At 69.6% G+C, this 20,687-nt stretch carries 20 protein-coding genes and 1 pseudogene; 6 read left to right on the forward strand and 15 right to left on the reverse strand.

Annotation, left to right across the window (positions count from 1 at the left end):
• Positions 1-267 precede the first annotated feature (267 nt).
• The 4 genes from MW290_RS10815 to MW290_RS10830 all read left to right on the forward strand — a co-directional run bounded on the left by MW290_RS10815 (position 268) and on the right by MW290_RS10830 (position 5,206).
• Positions 268-1,839, forward strand: a complete 1,572-nt coding sequence (locus tag MW290_RS10815) for a methyl-accepting chemotaxis protein (RefSeq protein WP_250194664.1) — start codon at positions 268-270, stop codon at positions 1,837-1,839.
• A gap of 213 nt (positions 1,840-2,052) precedes the next feature.
• Positions 2,053-3,531 carry an NCS1 family nucleobase:cation symporter-1 gene (locus MW290_RS10820; protein WP_250194665.1) on the forward strand — a complete coding sequence of 493 codons (1,479 nt, stop codon included), beginning with the start codon at positions 2,053-2,055 and terminating at the stop codon, positions 3,529-3,531.
• Positions 3,532-3,560: 29 nt separating this feature from the next.
• Positions 3,561-4,298 carry an aspartate/glutamate racemase family protein gene (locus MW290_RS10825; RefSeq protein ID WP_250194666.1) on the forward strand — a complete coding sequence of 246 codons (738 nt, stop codon included), beginning with the start codon at positions 3,561-3,563 and terminating at the stop codon, positions 4,296-4,298.
• Between the two features lie 149 nt (positions 4,299-4,447).
• Positions 4,448-5,206: a GntR family transcriptional regulator gene (locus MW290_RS10830; RefSeq protein WP_250194667.1), complete on the forward strand. Its 759-nt coding sequence runs from the start codon at positions 4,448-4,450 to the stop codon at positions 5,204-5,206.
• A gap of 7 nt (positions 5,207-5,213) precedes the next feature.
• Here the strand turns inward: MW290_RS10830 and MW290_RS10835 are convergent, their stop codons facing one another.
• Positions 5,214-6,233: an STAS-like domain-containing protein gene (locus tag MW290_RS10835; RefSeq protein WP_250194668.1), complete on the reverse strand. Its 1,020-nt coding sequence runs from the start codon at positions 6,231-6,233 to the stop codon at positions 5,214-5,216.
• 161 nt (positions 6,234-6,394) lie between these two features.
• Between MW290_RS10835 and MW290_RS10840 the strand changes: the two genes are divergently transcribed.
• The gene (locus MW290_RS10840; protein ID WP_250194669.1) at positions 6,395-6,790 is read left to right on the forward strand and encodes a hypothetical protein; all 396 of its coding nucleotides are present in this window, start codon (positions 6,395-6,397) and stop codon (positions 6,788-6,790) included.
• Positions 6,791-7,010: 220 nt separating this feature from the next.
• Here the strand turns inward: MW290_RS10840 and MW290_RS10845 are convergent, their stop codons facing one another.
• The gene (locus tag MW290_RS10845; protein WP_250194670.1) at positions 7,011-8,033 is read right to left on the reverse strand and encodes a lysylphosphatidylglycerol synthase domain-containing protein; all 1,023 of its coding nucleotides are present in this window, start codon (positions 8,031-8,033) and stop codon (positions 7,011-7,013) included.
• A gap of 35 nt (positions 8,034-8,068) precedes the next feature.
• Positions 8,069-8,989, reverse strand: a complete 921-nt coding sequence (locus tag MW290_RS10850) for a LysR family transcriptional regulator (protein WP_250194671.1) — start codon at positions 8,987-8,989, stop codon at positions 8,069-8,071.
• A gap of 104 nt (positions 8,990-9,093) precedes the next feature.
• Here MW290_RS10850 and bla point away from each other — a divergent pair, with 104 nt between their 5' ends.
• Positions 9,094-9,981 carry a class A beta-lactamase gene (gene bla / locus MW290_RS10855; protein ID WP_250194672.1) on the forward strand — a complete coding sequence of 296 codons (888 nt, stop codon included), beginning with the start codon at positions 9,094-9,096 and terminating at the stop codon, positions 9,979-9,981.
• A 9-nt stretch (positions 9,982-9,990) separates the two neighbouring features.
• Here bla and MW290_RS10860 read toward each other — a convergent pair.
• The 12 genes and pseudogenes from MW290_RS10860 to MW290_RS10915 form a co-directional block, all read right to left on the reverse strand.
• A pseudogene (locus MW290_RS10860) lies at positions 9,991-10,815 on the reverse strand (CBS domain-containing protein); the annotation flags it as partial.
• 125 nt (positions 10,816-10,940) lie between these two features.
• Entirely contained in the window at positions 10,941-11,366 is a 426-nt protein-coding gene (locus tag MW290_RS10865; RefSeq protein ID WP_250194673.1) for a DUF6691 family protein, read from the reverse strand.
• Between the two features lie 12 nt (positions 11,367-11,378).
• Positions 11,379-11,822, reverse strand: a complete 444-nt coding sequence (locus MW290_RS10870) for a YeeE/YedE family protein (RefSeq protein ID WP_250194674.1) — start codon at positions 11,820-11,822, stop codon at positions 11,379-11,381.
• 19 nt (positions 11,823-11,841) lie between these two features.
• On the reverse strand, positions 11,842-12,156 hold the full coding sequence (locus tag MW290_RS10875; protein ID WP_250194675.1) for an ArsR/SmtB family transcription factor: 315 nt from the start codon (positions 12,154-12,156) through the stop codon (positions 11,842-11,844).
• Positions 12,157-12,207: 51 nt separating this feature from the next.
• Positions 12,208-12,972 carry a TerC family protein gene (locus MW290_RS10880; RefSeq protein WP_250194676.1) on the reverse strand — a complete coding sequence of 255 codons (765 nt, stop codon included), beginning with the start codon at positions 12,970-12,972 and terminating at the stop codon, positions 12,208-12,210.
• Between the two features lie 144 nt (positions 12,973-13,116).
• Positions 13,117-13,461: a hypothetical protein gene (locus MW290_RS10885; protein WP_250194677.1), complete on the reverse strand. Its 345-nt coding sequence runs from the start codon at positions 13,459-13,461 to the stop codon at positions 13,117-13,119.
• A gap of 64 nt (positions 13,462-13,525) precedes the next feature.
• Positions 13,526-13,801 carry a hypothetical protein gene (locus MW290_RS10890; protein ID WP_250194678.1) on the reverse strand — a complete coding sequence of 92 codons (276 nt, stop codon included), beginning with the start codon at positions 13,799-13,801 and terminating at the stop codon, positions 13,526-13,528.
• Between the two features lie 122 nt (positions 13,802-13,923).
• The gene (locus tag MW290_RS10895) at positions 13,924-15,540 is read right to left on the reverse strand and encodes a histidine kinase famiy protein (protein WP_375142746.1); all 1,617 of its coding nucleotides are present in this window, start codon (positions 15,538-15,540) and stop codon (positions 13,924-13,926) included.
• Positions 15,541-15,683: 143 nt separating this feature from the next.
• On the reverse strand, positions 15,684-17,069 hold the full coding sequence (locus tag MW290_RS10900) for an ELWxxDGT repeat protein (RefSeq protein WP_250194680.1): 1,386 nt from the start codon (positions 17,067-17,069) through the stop codon (positions 15,684-15,686).
• Positions 17,066-17,731 (reverse strand): PEP-CTERM sorting domain-containing protein, encoded by a 666-nt coding sequence (locus tag MW290_RS10905; protein ID WP_250194681.1) that lies wholly within the window; start codon positions 17,729-17,731, stop codon positions 17,066-17,068. The genes MW290_RS10900 and MW290_RS10905 overlap by 4 nt, the downstream gene beginning before the upstream one ends.
• 11 nt (positions 17,732-17,742) lie before the next feature.
• Positions 17,743-18,510, reverse strand: coding sequence for a PEP-CTERM sorting domain-containing protein (locus tag MW290_RS10910; protein WP_250194682.1), 768 nt, complete (start codon positions 18,508-18,510; stop codon positions 17,743-17,745).
• A 16-nt stretch (positions 18,511-18,526) separates the two neighbouring features.
• Positions 18,527-20,563: an outer membrane protein assembly factor BamB family protein gene (locus MW290_RS10915; protein WP_250194683.1), complete on the reverse strand. Its 2,037-nt coding sequence runs from the start codon at positions 20,561-20,563 to the stop codon at positions 18,527-18,529.
• Positions 20,564-20,687: the final 124 nt, after the last annotated feature.

Raw genomic sequence — 20,687 nt, forward strand, 5'->3', positions numbered from 1 at the left:
GGGCCCAGCCACGCAACGGGCAGAGGGTCTGGATCAACAGGGGCAGAAGTCGACATCCGGGAACTCCCAAGACTGCGGACGGCGCGCATTCGCGGCGGCTCACCATACCGCAGGAAAAGCATTCCGGACTTGCAAGTGGTGCGGCAAAAACGCCTGTCCACTTCGCGTGCAGAAGTCACGTTTCGTCAGCATGACGTCATATATGACGTAACCGAGCGCTACGAGTTACGCCGATATCTTGAGTCTGACTTCTTACTCACGCAATTGATGAACACGTTGAATATGAGCATCCGGGCCAGGCTTTTGTTGTCGTTCGGGCTGCTGGCGCTTGGCCTCTTGGCAGTCTCGGTGCTGGCACTGCATGCGCTGGGGCTGTCGAACCACGCCTTCCGCCACTTCCTGGCCGGCGCCAATCTGCGCGCGCAGACGGCCGCGCGCATCCATGAAGCGGTGGATGCGCGGGCCGTGGCCGCCCGCAACCTGGTGCTGCTGACCGATGCGCAGGACCGTGCCACCGAAAAGGCCGCCGTGCTGGCCGCCCATGCCGACGTGACGGCGCAGTTGGCGCGCCTGCAGTCGCTGACGGCCGAGGCCGACGATGCAACGCCGCAGCTGCGCGCGCTGACCGAGGACATCGCCCGCGTGGAGCAGCGCTACGGGCCGGTGGCGCTGGCCATCGTGGACCTGGCGCTGGCGGACCGGCGCGATGATGCCATCTCCCGCATGAATGCCGAATGCCGGCCGCTGCTGGCCGAGTTGCTCAAGGCCACCAATGCCTATGCCGGCGCGGCGGCCGAACAGGTGCGCCAGCTCACGGCCGAGGCCGATGCGCAGCATGCCCGCTGGCGCACGCTGCTGGCGGTGGCCTGCGCGCTGGCCTTCATCGCGGCGGCCACCGCGGGCTGGCTGATCGCCCGCAGCCTCTCGCGCGCCCTGGGGGCAGAGCCGGCCGATCTGTGCCGTGCCGCGCAGCAGGTGGCCGCGGGCAACCTGCTGCCCATCGCCAGTGCCGACACCGCGCCCACGGGCAGCGCGCTGGCCTCGCTGCATGCCATGCAGGCCAGCCTGGCCCGCATCGTGGCCCAGGTGCGCGACAGCTCCCACGCCATCGCCACCGGCACCGCGCACATCGCCACCGGCAATGCCGACCTGAGCCAGCGCACCGAGGAGCAGGCCTGCAGCCTGCAGCAGACCGCTGCCTCGATGGAGCAGCTCACGGCCACCGTGCAGCTCAATGCCGAGACGGCCCGCCAGGCCACGCAGCTGGCTACGCAGGCCAGCGCCGTGGCCCGAGAAGGCGGCGAGGTGGTGGGCCGCGTGGTGCACACCATGGGCGAGATCAGCGCCGCCAGCCAGCGCATCACCGACATCATCGGCGTGATCGATGGCCTGTCGTTCCAGACCAACCTGCTGGCGCTCAACGCGGCGGTGGAGGCCGCCCGCGCCGGCGAGCAGGGCCGCGGCTTTGCGGTGGTGGCCAGCGAGGTGCGCACGCTGGCCCAGCGCAGTGCCGAGGCGGCGCGCGAGATCAAGGCCTTGATCGCCGACAGCGCTGGCAAGGTGGAGGCGGGCAGCCGCGAGGTGGGCCACGCCGGGCGCACGATGGACGAGATCGTGGCCCAGGTGGGCCAGGTCAGCCGGCTGATCGGCGAGATCCAGGCCGCCACGCAGGCGCAGAGCCAGGGCATCGGGCAGGTGGGCGTGGCCGTCAGCCAGCTCGACGAGGTGACCCAGCGAAATGCCGCGCTGGTGGACCGCAGCGCCACCGCCGCCGATGGCGTGAGCCGCCAGGCCGAGCGCCTGGTGCAAGCGGTGGGTGTGTTCCAGCTGGCGGCATAGCGCAGGGGCTCGGCCGGCCCACCACCGCCGGCCGGCGCGGCGGCCGCCACTAGGGCTTCCCCTCATCGGGAAGCCCTTTTTTGTGCTTGATTGCACTCAGCTTTTGTATACAAATATCGCATGCGCTGCCGACTGGCACGCATCGGCGGCCCGGCCCTGTGCTGCGGTTCCGGCCGGACACCTCCGCCGTCCTTCCTATTCGAGGAGCGATCCATGACGACAGCCATCAGCGCCACAGCCGTCCCCGCGGCTGCCGAGGCGCACCCTGAATCCAACGCGCTGATCAAGCCCGGCTATGACCCGCGGCTGACCAACGAAGACCTGGCGCCGCTGAAGAAGCAGACCTGGGGCCAGTACAACATCTTCGCGTTCTGGATGAGCGACGTGCACAGCGTCGGCGGCTACATCACCGCCGGCAGCCTGTTCGCGCTGGGGCTGTCGAGCTGGCAGGTGCTGGTCTCGCTGCTGGTGGGCATCGTCATCGTGCAGTTCTTCTGCAACCTGGTGGCCAAGCCCAGCCAGGTCACGGGCGCGCCTTATCCGGTGGTGTGCCGCGCCTCCTTCGGTGTGCTGGGCGCCAACATCCCGGCCATCATCCGCGGGCTCATCGCGGTGGCGTGGTACGGCATCCAGACCTACCTGGCCTCCAGCGCCTTCATGGTGCTGGCGCTGCACTTCTACCCGAACCTCGCGCCCTATGCCGACGTGGCGCAGCACGGCTTCGTGGGCCTGTCCACGCTGGGCTGGGTGGCGTTCATGGTGATGTGGGTGCTGCAGGCCTTCGTGTTCTGGCACGGCATGGAAGCCATCCGCAAGTTCATCGACTGGGCCGGCCCGGGCGTGTATGTGGTAATGGCCGTGCTGTGCGGCTGGCTGGTGTGGAAGGCGGGCTGGAACAACATCGACCTGAACCTGGGCGGCATCAAGTTCCAGGGCTGGGACGCGCTGCCGGTGATGCTGTCGGCCATTGCGCTGGTGGTCAGCTACTTCAGCGGCCCGATGCTCAACTTCGGCGACTTCTCGCGCTACGGCAAGAGCTTCGAGGCGGTGAAGAAGGGCAACTTCTGGGGCCTGCCCATCAACTTCGTGTTCTTCTCGCTGCTGACGGTGATCACCACCGCCGCCACGCTGCCGGTGTTCGGCGAGCTGATCACCGACCCCGTGCACACCGTGGGCAAGATCGACAGCACCACGGCCGTGGTGCTGGGCGCGCTCACCTTCATGATCGCCACCGTCGGCATCAACATCGTGGCCAACTTCGTGTCGCCGGCCTTCGACTTCAGCAACGTGGCGCCGCAGCACATCAGCTGGCGCACCGGCGGCATGATCGCCGCGGTCGGCAGCATCTTCCTGACGCCCTGGAACCTCTACAACAACCCCGAGGTCATCCACTACACGCTGGACGTGCTGGGCTCCTTCATCGGCCCGCTGTTCGGCATCCTGATCGCCGACTACTACCTGGTGCAGCGCCAGCAGATCGACGTGGATGCGCTGTACACCATGAGTGAGCGCGGCCGCTACTGGTATGCCAAGGGCTACAACCCCAAGGCCATCATCGCGATGGTGCCGGCCGCGCTGATCCCCATCCTGTGCGTCATCGTGCCGGCCTGGCGCGGCGCCGCCAACTACGCCTGGTTCATCGGCATGGCGCTGGGCTTCGTGATCTACGCGGCCATCAACCGCAAGCCCTGAACCGAAGAGACAGAAGAGAGAGCCTCGCCGTGCGCATCAAGATCATCAACCCCAACACCACGCAGAGCATGACCGACAAGATCGGTGCCTGCGCCCGCGCGGTGGCGCGGCCCGGCACCGAGATCGTGGCGGTCAGCCCCGCGATGGGGCCGGCCTCCATCGAGAGCCATTACGACGAGGCGCTGGCCGTGCCCGGCCTGCTGCAGGAAATCGCGGCCGGCGAGCGTGACGGTATCGACGGCTACGTGATCGCCTGTTTCGGCGACCCCGGCCTGCTGGCGGCCCGTGAACTGGCCGCCGGCCCGGTGCTGGGCATCGCCGAGGCGGCCATGCACCTGGCCAGCATGCTGGGCAGCAGCTTCTCGGTGGTGACGACGCTGGGCCGCACCATCGGCCAGGCCCGCCACCTGGCCGAGGCTTACGGCATGGCGCGCTTCTGCGCCAACGTGCGCGCCTGCGAGCTGCCGGTGCTGGAGCTGGAAGACCCGCGCAGCGGCGCGCGTGAGCGCATCGTGGCCGAGTGCCGGCGCGCGCTGGACGAAGACGGCTCCGACGTCATCGTGCTGGGCTGCGCCGGCATGGCCGACCTGTGCGAGCACGTGGCCGACGTGCTGGGCGTGCCGGTGATCGACGGCGTGGCGGCCGCGACGCAGCTGGTGGAATCGATGGTGAACCTGCGGCTGCGCACCAGCAAGCGCGGCGAGCTGGCGCGGCCGCTGCCCAAGGCCTACAGCGGCGCGCTGCAGGGCTTTGCCATCCGCGGTTGAATGGGGGCACCCGGCTTCACGGAACCGTGAAGCCACCCTCCGAGAGGGTCCGGGCCCGCTTGGGAGCGGCCCGGCGCTGGGCCCGGGACGAGGCACGCGGCATGCGGTTAGCGGGTTTGAGGGCGCAGCGCTGGGCCACAATCGTGGCCATGCCCCGTGCCCGCAAGACTGCCGAACCTGCCACCCCCCTGGCGGCCGACCCCAGCGCCGACACCGCCGCCGCGGCCAGCCCGCAGGCCACGGTGGAAAGCATCGCGCAGGACCTGGCGCAGGCCATCGTGGAAAAGCGCCTGCCGCCCGGCACCTGGCTGCGTGAAGAGGCGCTGGGCCGTGTGTACGCGGTCAGCCGCACCAAGGTGCGCGCGGCGCTGCTCACGCTCAGCAAGGACAAGCTGATCGAGATCATCCCGGACAAGGGTGCCTTCGTCAGCCGCCCCAGCGTGCAGGAAGCGCGCGAGGTGTTCGGCGTGCGCCGCATCCTGGAAGCTGAGGTGGTGCGCCTGTTCGTGGCCAACGCCAAGCGCAGCCACTACCAGGCGCTGGAGCAGCACATCCGCACCGAGCGCAACACCTTGCGCCAGGTGGCCACCAACGGCACCGTGCGCGAAAAGCTGCTGGGCGATTTCCACGTGGCGCTGGCCGAATGCACCGGCCACCAGGTGCTGACCGAGCTGGTGCGCGAGCTGGTGGCCCGCAGCTCGCTGATCGCGATGCTCTACCACTCCGACAACGACCCGCACTGCTCGTCCGACGAGCATGCCGACTTCTTGCGCCTGTGCCGCCAGGGCGACGCCGAAGCCGCGGTGGCGCAGATGACCGGCCACCTGCAGCGCATCGAGAACAGCCTGCGCCTGGACGGCGCGGTGCCGGATCGGCAGACCGATCTGGTCAAGGCCTTGCTGGCCTGAACCGGCCTCAGCCCGCCGCGGTGACGCGGCGCACCATGCGCAGGACATCTTCAACGGCGTTGACGGTTTCCAGCCGGATATCGGGGTGCGCACGCGCGTAAACACGGAACAGCTCATCGGCGAAACCCTGGCCGATGCTGTCCACGCCCTCGAAATCGAGCACGACGATTTTGAAGCGATCGAAGCGTGCGATCAGTCGCTTGGCTTGCGAGCGGGAGACCAATTGTTCGGTGCCGTACTTGGCGAGCCGCATCGGCACCACGGTCTTGTCGAACGTGAAGTCGTCCGGGCCACTGGTGTACTGGTCGAAGATTTCCCTCGTCGTGCGCGTGCTGTCCGCCGCGATGCTCATGAGGACGATGGTGCCGTCCGTGGCATCGGCCACCTCATCGAGCCTGTCCTGCAGGTCCGCACTCAGGTGCGCGTAGCGCAGGTCGTTGGCTTCGATCAGGAACTGGTCGAACATGCGTGAGGTGAAGAACACGCCCTCGCCGGAGTGCCGGGTGGGATCGGTGGTGAACTTGCCTTTCGACAGTTCGAGCAGCGCCTGCCGCTCGTCAGGCAAGTCCAGCGCACGCGCGATCTTGCGAAAGATGCCCAGGCCATCATCAGCGATCGCGATGTCCAGCCTGCTGTCGGACAAGGTCATGCTGCACAGCACGTTGGTGCCTTCCGAGTGATCGATGGCATTGTTGAGCATCTCCGTGAAGCCATGATGCGCAATGCCACGCACATTGGGCTTGAGCTGGAAGAAAGGGTCGAAGTCCCGTTCCCACGGCGTCTGTTCGTCCAAGTTCTGCAGCACGTACCAGCGGTGAACCCGGCGCTTGTAGCCGGGCGTGAAGACCGGGTGTGTGGCCGGTCCGCTGCGGGCAATCCAACCCGCAGCTTCCAGCTCCTTGATGTACTTCGCCGCGGTAGCCCGAGACACTTGGTGCCGCTCTTGCAGCACGCGGCTCAAGTCGCGCGGATGCGCGAGCACGTCTTGCGTGATGGTGGACGTCAGTTCTGCAAGGCGGGCATTCATGCGCTCATCGTAAAACAAGTTGTAAACCTAGGCGACACGTTTTGTAAGTTCATCGCGCACGTCGGCTGCGTTACTTGGCGCGGGCCGGCGATTTCGGCTTCGGCTGTGGCTGCTTGCGCTGTGCGCCGTCTCGGACGGATTCTGGTGCCGACAGAGCAGCCTTGACGACGCCGCTGGCTGCGGCAAACACGCCGCTCGTCGGTTTGGCTTTGGCAAGCGCCAATGCCGACACCTTCGAAGCGTTGCGTGCTTCACGCACGAGGCTTCGTGTCGCCATCACACATCCCTCCCGCTGGCTGGGGGTCAAGAGGTCGGTGATGGCTGCGACATTGGCCTACCTGGCAGACAAGCATCTGGCGCACAGCATCCATCCGCGTTTGCCGCGATGGTTGAGACCAGGCTTCTTCGATTTGCAGGACTGCGCGAACTTCGAGGATGCGCAGAGCTTGCTCTACGTCGCGGGCTCCGCCGCCCCCTTCATGCCCTTGAGGCGATGGCAGGGCGCGGTGGCCGTGGACGGCAGCTACATCGACAACGCGCCCATTCCGCCGCAGTGAGTGGCTGAACGGCAGAGCACGCTGGTGCTGCTCACTCGTCACTATCCGTCTTGACCTACGACCTTCCGTTGGCACGGTCGCAGCTACTGGCAGCCCAGCCGCCCCATCCCGGTGTCCACCTTCAACTGCACCCCCAGGACCACCATCGATGCCGCGTGGGCCCTAGGTGAACACGATGCGCGCCACTTGTCTTGAACGACATGTGGCCCCGCATGCCTCATTACGCTGCCTGGCCCTCTTGCGCGGGATGCGTCACCGCATACCGCTCCAGCGCCAGGTAGATGACGATGCCCGTGGCCAGCGGCAGCAGGTAGTACAGCGCGCGGTAGGCCAGCACCGCGCCCATCAGCTTGCCCTGCGGCACCGTGCCTGACAGCAAGGCCAGGTACACCGCTTCCAGCACGCCCAGCCCGGCCGGGATGGGGGTGACCACGCCCACCACCGCGGCGGCCATCAGCACGCCCAGCGTCATGCCGTAGCTCACCTGGCCGCCGAGCAGCAGGTACATCGCGCCGCCCATCAGCGCCCAGTTGCAGGCCGAGATGGTCACCTGGATCAGCGCCAGCGGCCCCGAAGGCAGCCGCACCTTGCGGCCGCGGAACTGCCAGGTGCGGCCCTTGGAAGCGAAGCACCAGGCCACGTAGGCACCCGCCAGCGCCACCATGCCCACGCCCATCCAGCGGAAGGTGGTGGCCGTCATGTGGGCCTGTTCGGGGGGCGCGATCATGCCCGACGCGAACAGCGTGCCGGCCAGCAGGCCGTAGCCCAGCCAGTTGGTGGCCAGGCTCACACCCACCACCTGCGCCACCGTCGCTTCGTCCAGGCCCGCCTTGGCATACAGCCGCGCCCGCAGCGCCACGCCGCCCACCAGGGAACCCAGGTTCAGGTTGAAGGCATAGCTGGCCACCGCGATGGCCCAGGTGCGCACGCGGCCCAGCTTGTGGCGGGTATGGTGCCGGCCCAGCAGGTCGAAGCAGCCATACAGCGCGTGGCTGGCCAGTGCCAGCCCCAGCACACCGGCCAGCAACGAGAGCTTGTACTGCTTCAGCGCCTCCCAGGCGCCGGCCCAGTCGATCTTGTGCGCGTGCGACAGCAGCATCGCCAGCACCAGCAGCGCAAAGGCCGGCACCACCCAGCGTTTGTAGCGGGCCCAGAAGCCCGATACGCCGCCGGCACGCGGGCCTGCGTCCGCGCTTGCCGGCGCATCGTGGGGGGTGGAGATGGTGGCCGAGTCGCTGCCCATGGTGCACGCATCATCCCGGCCGGCCGCGCCGCCCGCTACGGGGCGCCGGCTTCTTGCGCTGTAGGTGCTCTCCGACGCTCTGCGCCAGGCGTCGCGTCAGCACCGTGCTCGGCCAGCAGCCAGTGGCGGAAGCTGGTCATCGCCGGCGTCGGCGGCCGCGACCGCAGCCGCGTGAGCCAGTAGCCGCCCAGCGTGATGTGCAGTGCAAAGGGCTGCACCAGCCGCTCATCGCGCAAGGCCTCGGCAAACATCGCGGGCGGCAGCAGCGCCACCCCGGCGCCTTGTTCGGCCGCCGCGGCCATGGTCACCGAAGAGTCGAACACCGGGCCACGCAGCCGCGGTGGCGGCAGCTGAGCGGCTTCGAACCAGCGCGGCCATTCGTCGGGCCGGTACGAGCGCAGCAGCGGCTCGCGGGCCAGGTCGGCCGGAGCCTGCAGCCGCCCGGCGATGGCCGGGCTGCACACCGGCGAGAGCGGCGTGTCCATCAGCGCATCCGCCTCGGTGCCGTGCCAGCGGCCGTCGCCAAAGCGGATGGCGTAGTGCAGGCCTTCGCCGGACAGGTCCACGCGGTTGTTGTGCGTCAGCAGCCGCAGGTCGATGAAAGGATGGGCCCGCTCGAAGGCTGGCAGCCGGGGCAGCAGCCAGCCCACCGCATAGGTGCCCACGGCAGCGACGGTGAGCACCTCGCGCGGGCGGCCTTCGCGCAGCTGGCCGAGCACTGCGCCCAGGCGCTCAAAGGTCTCGCTGAGCATCGGCAGCAGGGCATGGCCTTCGTCGGTGAGCGCCAGGCCGCGCGGCAGGCGACGGAACAGCGGCACGCCTACGCGCTGCTCCAGTTTCTTCACCTGCGCGGCCACGGCGTTCTGCGTCACGCGCAATTCAAGGGCGGCCTTCGTGAAGCTGAGGTGGCGCGCCGCCGCTTCGAAGGCGCGCAAGGCATTGAGGGGCAACTGCATGCCCCAGATTTTCTGCGGTCTCGGGCACCGAATCCGCGTTGGTGCTGCGCCCCGGGCGCCGCTATGGTGCAGGCCTGCCTTCCACAAGCACAAGGAGAAGATGGATGCACCGAAGACACTTTGCCGCCGGGCTGGGGCTGGCTGGGCTGGCCCTGGCCGCGCTGGGCGGGCCGGCACGTGCCGCCCAGAAAACTTGGGGCAGCGAGGACGAAGCCGCGTGGGCGCTGCTGGAAGCCGGCGTCGGCGGCCGGCTGGGCGTGGCGGTGCTGGACACCGGCACGGGCCAGCTCAGCGGCCAGCGGCTGGACGAGCGCTTTCCGATGTGCAGCACCTTCAAGTGGCTGCTGGCGGCCCATGTGCTGCAGCGGGTGGATGCCGGGCAGGAGCGGCTGGACCGCCGCATCGTCTACGGCCACGAGGTGCTGATCGAGCATTCGCCGGTCACGCGCCTGCATGCCGACGGCAGCGGCATGACGCTGGCCGAGCTGTGCGAGGCCACCGTCACCGTCAGCGACAACGCGGCGGCCAACCTTATCCTGCAGACGCTGGGCGGGCCGGCCGGTCTCACCACCTTCGTGCGCACGCTGGGTGACCACCAGACGCGGCTCGACCGCACCGAACCCACGTTGAACGAGGCCACACCCGGCGACCCGCGCGACACCACGACGCCGCGCGCGATGGCCGGTGCACTGCAGAGGGCGGTGCTGGGCGATGCCTTGTCGCCCGCCGGCCAGGGCCAGCTGGTGCGTTGGCTGCAGGCCACTTCCACCGGCTTCAAGCGGCTGCGGGCCTCGGTGCCCGCCGGCTGGCAGGCCGGCGACAAGACCGGCACCGGCGCCCGCGGCACCAGCAACGACGTGGCGGTGTTCTGGCCGCCCAACGCGGCGCCGCTGGTGGTGTGCGCCTACCTCACCGAATGCACGGCAGAGCCGCCACGGCGGGATGCGGCGATCGCCGGCGTCGGTCGCCGCGTGGTCGAGGCCTACCGCTGAGCGGCCGGCTCAGGCGGCCTGCAGGCGCACCGCGCGGTACAGCGCCCGCACCAGGTCCGACTGGGTGATGATGCCCACCAGCCGCTTGTCCTCGTCGATGATGGGGATGTGGTGGTGGCCGCCTTCGGAGAACAGCGGCACCAGCTCGATCACCGGGCGCTGCGCGCTGGCCACCCGCACCTGCCGCGTCATGATCTGGCCCACCGCTTCGGGCTTGCTGCTGTGGCTGAGGCCGCTGCGCCGCACCAGCGCGCGCAGCCGGTCGCCCAGGCCTTGATGGCGGGCCAGGTCGGCCTCGCGCATGAAGTCGGCCATCGTCACGATGCCCACCACCCGCCGTGCGCGGTCGGTCACCGGCAGCGCCTTGATGCGGCGGCGCTGCATCAGCTGCCAGGCCTCATCCAGCGGGGTGCCGAAGCTCACCGCCAGCGGCTCGGCCGACATGATGTCGGCGCAGCGCAGCTCGCCCAGGTTGCGCCGGTAGGCGGCCAGCTCGGCATGGCGCAGCAGGCTTTGCAGGTCGTCGCGGCTGACGTCCAGCACCTGGCCGTAGTGGGCCATTGCCGCATCGAGGTCGGCTTCGGTGAAGCGGCTGCCGGCGGCCGCCGGTGCGGGCGCGGGCAGCGGCCGGCCATGCGGATAGCGGCGGCCGGTGAGGTGGTTGTAGGCCATGCCCGCGACCACCAGCAGCGCCGAGTTCACCAGCATCGGAAACAGCGCAAAGCGCAGGCTGCCCACCTGCGCCAGCACCACGAACAGCGCCGTGGCCCCACCCGGCGGGTGCGGCCAGCGGCTCAGCAGCCCGGTGAACAGGATGCCGACGGCCGCGCCCACCCAGGCGCGCAGCCGCTCGGCCTGGCCCACGTGCACCGGCGCCGGCTGCCTCACGGTGGGGGCACTGCATGGGCCGATGGTAGGCAAGCGCGGCGCCGCGGCCCACACGGCCCCTGCGTGGGCGGTCAAGCGGCCGAGCGCCGGCGCTCCAGCCCCTCAAAAAGCGCCATGCCCGCCAGCATGGCCAGCACGAACACCACCGCGCCGGCCTCGCCCATGCCCATGGCCACCAGCGCCGGACCGGGGCAGAAGCCCGCGACGCCCCAGCCAATGCCGAACAGCAGGCTACCGCCCAGCAGGCGGCGGTCCACCTGGCGGGCCGCCGGCAGCTGCATGGGGGCGCCCAGCAGCGAGGTCTTGCGCCGCGCGGCCCAGGCAAAGGCCGGCAGACCCACCGCGATGGCACCGCCCATCACCAACGCCAGGGAGGGGTCCCAGGCGCCGGCCAGGTCGAGGAAGCCCAGCACCTTGGCCGGATCGGACATGCCCGAGACGATGAGGCCGAGGCCGAACACCAGGCCGGCGGCCAGCGAAGCGAGGATGAACAGCATGGCAGCGCTCCTTCAGCCCAACAGGTGCCGCAGCACGAAGACGGTGGCAAAGCCGGCGCTCATGAAGGCCAGCGTGGCGGCCAGTGACCGCGGTGACAGCCGGGACAGGCCGCACACCCCATGCCCGCTGGTGCAGCCGCTGCCGTAGCGTGTGCCCACGCCCACCAGCAGCCCGGCGGCCACCAGCGTGCCGGTGCCCGCTTCGATGTGCGGCACGGGCAGCGGGCCCAGCAGCAGCCAGTACAGCAGCGGTGCCAGCAGCAGCCCCGCGACGAAGGCCGCGCGCCAGCCGATGTCGCCCGCGCGTGGCCGCAGCAGCCCGCCCAGCACGCCGCTGATGCCGGCGATGCGGCCATTGAGCAGCACGAACGAGGCGGCCGCCAGGCCGATCAGCAGGCCGCCCAGCAGCGCGCTGATCGGGGTGAAAGCAGGCCAGTCGATGTGGAACGGCTGCATGGGACCTCCGGGGTGGATGTCAGGGCTGCGGGCAGTAGAGGGCCGCCAGCACCGACAGGATGCCCAGCAGCCGCTCGTCGGCCACGCTGTAGAAGATCTGCTTGCCCTGGCGGCGGGTGTTGACCACGCCTTCGGTGCGCAGCACGCCCAGCTGCTGCGACAGCGTGGGCTGGCGGATGCCCAGCGCCGCTTCCAGGTCGCCCACGCATTGCTCGCCCCGCGACAGCTGACACAGCAGCAGCAGTCGCTCTTCGTTGGCCAGCAGCTTGAGCGCGGCCACCGCCTCGCCGGCGGCCTGCCGCAGCGCCTGGGGATCGAGCGAGGAGGGGTCCATGACCGACAATATATCTCCCGATATATTGTCGGTCAATGAAGTGAATGGAACTTACTCGGCGCCGCTGGCCTTCAGCGCCGCGCGCTTGCCGCGCGAGCGGATGTTCAGCGCTTCCACCGCCAGCGAGAAGGCCATGGCGGCGTAGATGTAGCCCTTGGGCACGTGCACGTCGAAGGCTTCGGCCGTCAGCGCCATGCCCACCATCACCAGGAAGGCCAGGGCCAGCACCTTGACCGACGGATGGTTGTCGACGAAGTCGCCGATGGTCTTGGCGGCGAACAGCATCACGCCCACGGCGGCGATCACGGCGGCCACCATCACCGGCAGCTCGTCCACCATGCCGACGGCGGTGATGACCGAGTCGAGCGAGAACACGATGTCGATGATGGCGATCTGGCCGATGGTGGCCCAGAAGGCGCGGGCGCCGGCGGCCTTCATCTGCTCAGGCGTGGCGGTGGCGTCGGGCGGGCCGTCCAGCTCGCGCGCTTCCACCTCCACGAAGATCTCGTGCGAGGCCTTGTACAGCAGGAACAGGCCGCCCAGCAGCAGCACCAGGTCGCGCCCGCTGATGCCCTGGCCCATCACGGTGAACAGGTCCTTGGTCAGGCCCATCACCCAGCTCAGCGAGAACAGCAGCGCCAGCCGCGACACCATCGCGAAGCCCAGGCCCAGGCGGCGCGCCTTGTCCCGGATCTCGGGCGGCAGGCGGCCGACCAGGATGGAGATGAAGATGATGTTGTCCACGCCGAGCACGATCTCCAGCGCGGTGAGCATCGCGAAGGCGATCCAGATGTTGGGGTCGAGAAGGAAGTCCATGGTGTGCAGTGGCGCCACGCTGCGGCGGGGCCGCAGGTGCGCATGGTTTGTTGTGATGAAAAGGGGTACAGCGCGAGACAGCTTGCCGGCTGCACGTGGCAACCGCAAGACGGGCAGCACCGGAGAGGCGGCCGCCGCCCGGCATCAGGCGGCGAGGCAGGGCGGTCGTTGCAGGCCGTCCAGGTAGGGCGGCAGCGGTATGGCGGCGGCGCGGCCGCGCCGCCACACGGTGGCGGCGGGCCGGCTGGGCCAGGTGGGGGCCGCGGCGGGCAGCACGCCGGGTGCATCGCCCAGGCCGTCCAGGCCGCTGTGCGGCAGGCCGCCGCCGTCGGCGCCGATCGGCGCCTCATCCGCGGCAGCCAGGCTCAGGCCGCAGGCCAGCTCCAGCGCGTCGGCAGCGCCCAGCAGGGGCAGCGGCTCCACATGCGCAGCTGCGCCGGTGCACAGCAGCACCAGCGCAACGAGGAAGGCGATGAGCCGCGGATGCATGGGGCTGCGATTCTAAGAGTCGCCTCCGCGCCGCGATCCGCGGGTGTTACGTACGGGCCCGGGCTTACTTGTTCTGGGCCGGGGTCACTTCCACCTTGGGCACTTCGATCGTGCGCTCTTCCTTCTTGATGGTGGGCACTTCCACCGTCTTCTGCTCCGTGGTCACGTTGACGTCGGGCGTCTTCACGTCGTACTTGGGCAGCGTCACGTTGCCTTCGCGCTCCTTTTCCACGCTGTACTTGGGCAGCGTGACGTCGCCTTCCTGGGTCTTCTGCACGTCGCAGGCGGCCAGGCCCAGGGTGCCGATCAGGGCGGCGGAAACAAGTGCGATGCGAACCATGGTGATCTCCTCTTGGTAGGTGGTGGAAGCCGGTGAAAGGATTGTTCTCGGGGCTTGCCGCCGGCGGTGTGGGACAGCTCCGGCACCGGCGGTAGGACGCCCGCGCTCGGCGGGCGAGGTGTTCAGCTGGTGCCGCCGCTGCCGTCCAGCGTGGTGCGCACCTTGCGCGTCAAGTCGCTCTGCGAATAGGGCTTGAAGATCATGTCGTAGTGGGTGCCGCCCCAGCGGTCGGGGGTGGAGTCGGCAAAGCCCGTCATCAGCAGCACCTTGAGGTCGGGCCGGCGCGCCTGCGCTTCGCGGGCCAGCATCACGCCGTTCATGCCGCCGGGCATGATCAGGTCGGTCAGCAGCAGGTCGAAGGGGCCGTCGGTGTCCAGCAGGTCCAGCGCTTCGCGGGCCGAGCCGCACTCCATCGCGGTGTAGCCGGCCTCGCGCAGCATCATCGCGGCCATCTCGGCGATCTCGCGGCGGTCGTCCACCACCAGCACCCGCTCGTCGCCCTGCGCGGCGCGGCCGGTGGTGGTGGTCACCGGCTTGCTGACGAAGTCGGACGTGGCCGGGAAGTACAGCCGCACCGTGGTGCCGGCACCCACCTCGGAGTAGATGTTGGCGGCGCCGCCGCTCTGCTTGGCAAAGCCGTACACCATGGACAGGCCCAGGCCGGTGCCGTGGCCTTCGTCCTTGGTGGTGAAGAACGGGTCCATCACCCGCGGCAGCAGCTCGGGCGCGATGCCGCTGCCGTTGTCGGTGACCGCGATGCGCACGAAGCGCCCCAGCGAGGGCACGCCATGGGCATGGGCATCGTCGGCCGAGACTTCCACGTTCTCGGTGCGGATGGTCAGCAGCCCGCCGCCGGGCATCGCGTCACGTGCATTGAGCAGCAGGTTCAGCAGCGCCACCTCGGCCTGGGTGGGGTCGATGCGGCAGTTCCACAGCTGCGGTTCCAGCTCGGTCTTGAGCGTGATGCCGTCGCCCAGCGTGCGCTTGGCCAGGTCGGTGGTGCTCAGCGTCAGGTCGTTGAGGTTGATCACCCGGCCGCGCAGCTGCTGCTTGCGCGCAAAGGCCAGCAGCTGTTGCGTCAGCATCGCCGACTTGCGGGTGGCCTCGCGGGCGTTGGACAGCGCCTTGGTCAGCCCCGCGTCCGTCACGCCGCCGGTCTTGAAGCGGCGGGTCATCACGTCCAGGTTGCCCAGGATCAGCTGCAGCAGGTTGTTGAAATCGTGCGCGATGCCGCCGGTGAGCTGGCCCAGCGCCTCCATCTTCTGCGCCTGGCCCAGGGCCGATTCCGCGTCCTTGCGGCGGCTGACGTCCAGCTGCGACGAGAAGAAATAGATCAGCTCGCCCGCATGGTTGCGCAGCGGCGTGACGAACAGCGCGTTCCAGAAGCTGCTGCCGTCCTTGCGGTAGTTCAGCAGCTCGGTGGCGTACTCGCGCTCGGCGGCGATGTGGCGGCGCACCTCGGCCACCGCATGCGGGTCGGTGTCGGGGCCCTGCAGGAAGCGGCAGTTGTGGCCCAGGATCTCGTCCTGGGAGTAGCCCGTCATCTCCAGGAAGGCGTTGTTCGCGAAGACGATGGGGTTGTCGGGCAGCCGCGGGTCGGTGATGACCATCGGCATGCGCGTGGTTTCCACTGCGGCGAAAAAGATGTCGCGCCCTGCCGGGCCCGAGCCGAAGCCTTCGGTGTCCAGCGCGACCGGCGGGTGCTTCGGGGTGGGGCGGGATGTGCTGGCCAAGGGCATTCCTTTGCGAAGGTCGTTCGCAACGAAATCTATCCATGGCCGGGTGTAGCCCGTGTCAGCGATCGCCGACAGATCAGGTCGCCCAGCGCCGCCTGTGGTGGCCGGCGCTGGCCTTTGCCGCTGTCTTTTGCCGCAGTTGGGGGTCAGGGCAGGGCGGTGATGCGCCCGTCGGGCCCCAGCGTCCACAGCCCGGTCAGTCCGTCGGCGCCATCGGCCACGAAGAACACCGTGTCGCCCACCCGCGTGAAGTCGTGCGGGTAGCTGCTGCCGGACCCGGTGTTCAGGTCGGCCAGCAGGCGGGTGCCGGCGGCCGTGCCGTCGCTGGTGTGCAGCTCATAGCCCTGCTGCGGATGCAGCGCCGCGAACAGCAGCCGCCCACCATGCGCCCACAGCCGGTTGGGCGCCGAAGGGCCGGGGCCTGGCACCAGGTCGGCCACCAGCCGTGTGCCTTCGCGCCGGCCGTCGGTGGCCCACAGCTCGGCGCCATGCACGCCGTCGTTGGCGCTGAAGTACAGCAGCTCGCCGGCAGGCGTCAGGAAGCTGGGCACCGCATGCCCCGGCCCGGGCGCGATGTCGGCCACCAGCTGCAGCTGCCGGCCTTCGCCGTCGCTGCGCCACAGCTCGGTGCCGTGGCGTCCGTCGTCGGCGGCGAAGTACAGCGCGCCCCGCCAGGCCGTGAGGTAGCGCGGCTGGGCGCCGGGCTCGCCGGGGCGCAGGTCGGCCACCAGGCGGGTGCCGGCGGCAGTGCCGTCGCTGGTCCACAGCTCGGCGCCATGGCGACCGTCGTCGGCCACGAAGAAGAGCCGGCCCTCCAGCACCACCAGCTGCTGCGGCTGCGAAGCGGCGCTGCCGGGGCGGATGTCCTTGACCAGCCGCGTGCCTTCGCGGGTGCCGTCGGTCACCCACAGCTCCGCGCCATGGCTGCCATCGTCGGCCACGAAGTAGAGCTGGTCGCCCACGGCGGTGAACTGCCGTGGCGACGAGCCGCCGGGGCCGGGGTTCAGGTCGACCAGCAGCCGCGTGCTGGCCGCTTCGCCGCGGCTGGCCCACAGCTCGAAGCCGTGGCGGCCGTCGTCGGCCGAAAACAGCAGTTGCCCACCCAGCACCGCCAGGTGGTTGGGCAAGCCGTCACCGGCACCGGGCTGGATGTCCGCTACCTGCCGGGTGTCGGCCTCGGTGCCATCGGTGCGCCACAGCTCCAGCCCGCTGCGGCCGTCGTTGGCGGTGAAGAACAGCGCGCCGCCGGCACCGGGCTCACCCAGGCGGGTGAAGCCGCTCGGGTAGCTGCTCTGCGGCCCGGGGCGTATGTCCACCAGCCGCTTCGGTGGCGTGCCACCGGCCTCGGCCCGCCACAGCTCCAGGCCGCTGCGGCCGTCGTTCATCGCGAACAGCAACGCGCTGCCGAAGGCGGCCGGCGCCGCCGGGGCGGTGCCGCCTGGAGCGGGCTGGGCCCCCAGCGGCCGGCCCAGCAGGGTGGCGGCCGCGGCCAGCACCATGCCGGCGGCCAGCAGGCGGGCCCGGCGGCTCATCGCGCCACCGCCCCCGTGGCGGCGCGGCTGCGGCGGCGGGCCACCAGCCCCAGCATCGCCAGGCCCGCCAGCGACAGGGCCACCGTGCCGGGCTCCGGCACCGCCGGGATGGTGTGGATGCCGGCTACCAGCTGCAGCTGCGGCCGTGAGCCGCGGGTGTCGAAGTCCATGCCGATCTGGATCTGCGAGATCGTCGCCCCTGGCGCGATGCCGAAGAAGTCCAGGTCCAGCATGGTCATGTTGACGTTGTAGTCGTCGACGATGGTGGTGGTTTCGGTGGTGAAGTACTGGCGGGTGATGCCGTTGATGGTGATGCGGAAGCTGTCGAAGCCCTCCTGCGAATACTCGTAGGCCTCATGACCGCGCTCGAACAGCGCCAGGTCGTTGCCGCTGCCGTTGACCACCAGCCGGTCGGTGAAACCCAGCACCACCTGGGCGCCCGGCGTCATCGACATCGCCCAGGTGGACAGGCTGTTGTCGGTGAGTGCCTCAGCCACCGAGCCACCCGAGGTGGTGAACACCCCGGTGGACGAGATCAGCGTGTCGGCAAAGCCGGCTTCATCGAGCTGCAGGCCGCCGATGTCCAGCGCTTGGGCGGCCGGCGCGGCCAGCAGGGCGCCGGCCAGGGCGGTGGAGAGGCCCGCCAGGCGGGCGATCGTCATCGAGCGCCGACTCATGCCGCCACCCCCTTTGCACGGCGCTGCTGGCGCAGCCGCCAGCCGCCCAGCAAGCCCAGGCCGGCCAGCATCAGCGCCCATTCGCCCGGCTCGGGCACCGCCGCGGCGATGGCCGTGCCGTAGGCATTGGCGGTGAAGTTGTAGTAGCCCACGTCGCCCGCGCCGGCCAGGTTCACGGTGTAGGTGAAGCTGCCGCTGCGGGTGCCGCTGCTGCCTTCGGCGGTGAACACCTTGTCGGTGAAGCTGCCGGTGGTGTTGTCGTTGTAGTTGCCGGCATCGAACACCAGCTGCGAGAAGGCGTAGGTGGTCAGCGGGTCGCCGGCCGGGGCGTTGGCCGTCAGTGTGTAGTTGACGGTGAAGGTCACGCTGCCCGCCTGGGACAGCGAGAACTCACCCAGCTGCAGCGCATTGGCCAGGCCCACGTGCGGCTGCGCCGTGCCATCCACGAAAAAGGGGGTGGCGCTGGCCGCGCCCTGCAGCAGGCCAGCGGTGGTGGCCGACACCTGCGCGCCGGCATGCGCCACTTGTGTAGACAAGCTGGCGTCGCTGCGGTCGCCGGTCAGGCCGTCGATCTGGTTGCCGCCGAGGCCGCCGGCCTCGCGCGATTCGACGTACAGGTCCTGGTAGCCGCCCAGCCAGGTGAGCGTGCCCCCCGAGACGACGTGCGAGAACGAGGTGATCTGGAACGAGGCGCCGACCTGCGCCAGCGCGCCGGTCGAGCCGAGGGCGAGCGCGATGGCCGCGCCCAGCATGTTGAGCTTCATGAGGATCCTCCTGGCGTTAATAGACGACGACCTTGCCGGTGGCGCGCGGGCTGGTGCAGTCGTTGTAGAAGTACTCGCCCTTCTGGTTGAAGGTGTACGAGAACGACTGGCCCGGGGCCAGCGGGCCGGCGTTGAACAACCCTTCGAAGAACTGCGTGGCGCAGTGGTTCTTGGTGTTGGTGGCCGGGTTCAGGAAGGTGACGGTGGTGCCCTGCGGCACCCGCAGGTGCTGCGGCGCCATCGCGTTGGTGGTGTCCAGCTCCACCGAGCCGACCACGCCGTTGCTGTAGCTGCGGTTGAGCACCACCGTGTTGTTGACCACCGAGCCTTCCACCGGCGCGGCGGTGATCTGGCGGCGGGTGGAAGGCGGCGTGGGCGCCGGCAGCGGCGGCACCTTGCCGCCGACCTTGAAGGCCCACAGGTAGTCGCCGCGCGGCGCGTCGCTGAAGGGCAGGCCCGAGCCACCGGCGAACACCGCCATGTACTGCTCGCCGTCGATCTCGTAGGTGATGGGGCTGGCGTTGATGCTGGCACCGGTCTGGAAGCGCCACAGCTCACGGCCGTTCAGCGCGTCCAGGCCCAGCAGGTTGCCGTCGGGCTGGCCGATGAACAGCAGGTTGCTGGCGGTGGTCAGGATGCCGTTGCCGTGCGCGACCGACCAGGGCAGGTCCTTTTTCCACACCACCTGGTTGGTGGCGGGGTCCACCACCACGATGCCGCCCGACATGCCGGTGCCCAGCGGCCGCAGGCCGTTGCTGGCTTCGGTCAGCGAGTGGGCCGAGCCCACGTAGCCCACGCCGGTGTACATCCACTTGGTGGTGTGGCTGAAGGACTGGTGGTTCCAGTCGGCCCCGCCGCCCTGGCCGGGGAAGGAGAGGATGGGTTCGTCCCAGTGCGCCGCGTACAGGCAGCCCGTCTTGAAGTTGGGCACCGCACGGGCCGGGCCTTCGTTGGTGGGGCAGGTGGGGATGAAGCTGCCGCCGCGCGGCCACGGCTGCGTGGGCCAGCTCTTCTGGCGCGGGTCCACCGGCACCGGCTTCTCGTCGATGCCCAGCAGCGGCTGGCCGTTGCTGCGGTCCAGGATGTAGTACATGCCGGTCTTGCTGCCGTACACCACGGCCTTCTTGTTCTGGCCGGCCACGCGGATGTCGGCCAGCACCGGCGCCATCACGTTGTCCATGTCCCAGATGTCGTGGTGGATGGACTGGAAGTGCCATTTGTAGGCACCGGTCTTGGCATCCATCGCCACGATGGAGTTGGCGAACAGGTTCTGGCCGCCGCGGGTCGAACCGTTTTGCGACGAGCCGGCCCGTGCGTTGCCGAAGGTCCAGTAGACGGTGTTCAGCTCGGGGTCGATGGCCGGGTGGATCCAGGGCGTGGCGCCGCCTTCGAGGTAGCTGTTGCCTTCCCAGGTGTCGCCGCCGATGGTGCCCGGCGCAGCCGCGCCGAAGAAGTGCCACACCAGGTCGCCGTTCTTGGCGTTGAGCGCCAGGCCGGCGCCGCGCGGGCCGTCGTTGGTGCCCACGTAGATCATGCCGTCGTGGTACACCACGGCCACCTTGGCGATGTTGCCGTAGCCTTCATGCTGGCGCTCCCACACCACCTGGCCGGTGTTCTGGTCGAGCGCGATGACGTAGTTGCCGGTGGTCAGCGTGTACACCTTGCCGTCGCCCACGGCCACGCCACGGCGCGTCTGGCCGCCGCGGCCGGGGTTGTAGCTCCACTTCACCACGCCGGTCTTGCCGTCCACCGCATGCACGCGGCCTTGCGCGGTTTCGATGAACAGCACGCCATTGACGGCCACCGCGGTGCTTTGCGCATTGCCGGCCTTGGCGCCGCCTTCAAGGCTGGTCATCCAGGCGGCGCCCAGCTGGCGGATGTTGGCCTTGTTGATCTTGGCCAGCGACGAATAGTTCTGGTTGCCCAGGTTGCCGCCGACCTTCGGGAAGTCGGTGGTGGTGGGCAGGCAGCAGTTGTCGGCGGCCGAGGCCAGCTGGGCCGCGGCCAGCAGGCCGGCGCCGATCAGCAGCCGCAGGGTGGGATTGAAGGTCATCGGGGTACTCCTGGTGGGCGGGTCGATGCGATGTGAAGCGGCTCTGGCGGCCGTTCAGTCGTGGGCAGGCCCAGCGGTGGCGCGAGATGGGCTCGCGCCCGCTGCCAGGCCTGTGGATCAGGCA

The sequence above is a fragment of the Aquincola tertiaricarbonis genome, assembly GCF_023573145.1.
Lineage (GTDB): Bacteria > Pseudomonadota > Gammaproteobacteria > Burkholderiales > Burkholderiaceae_C > Aquincola > Aquincola tertiaricarbonis_B.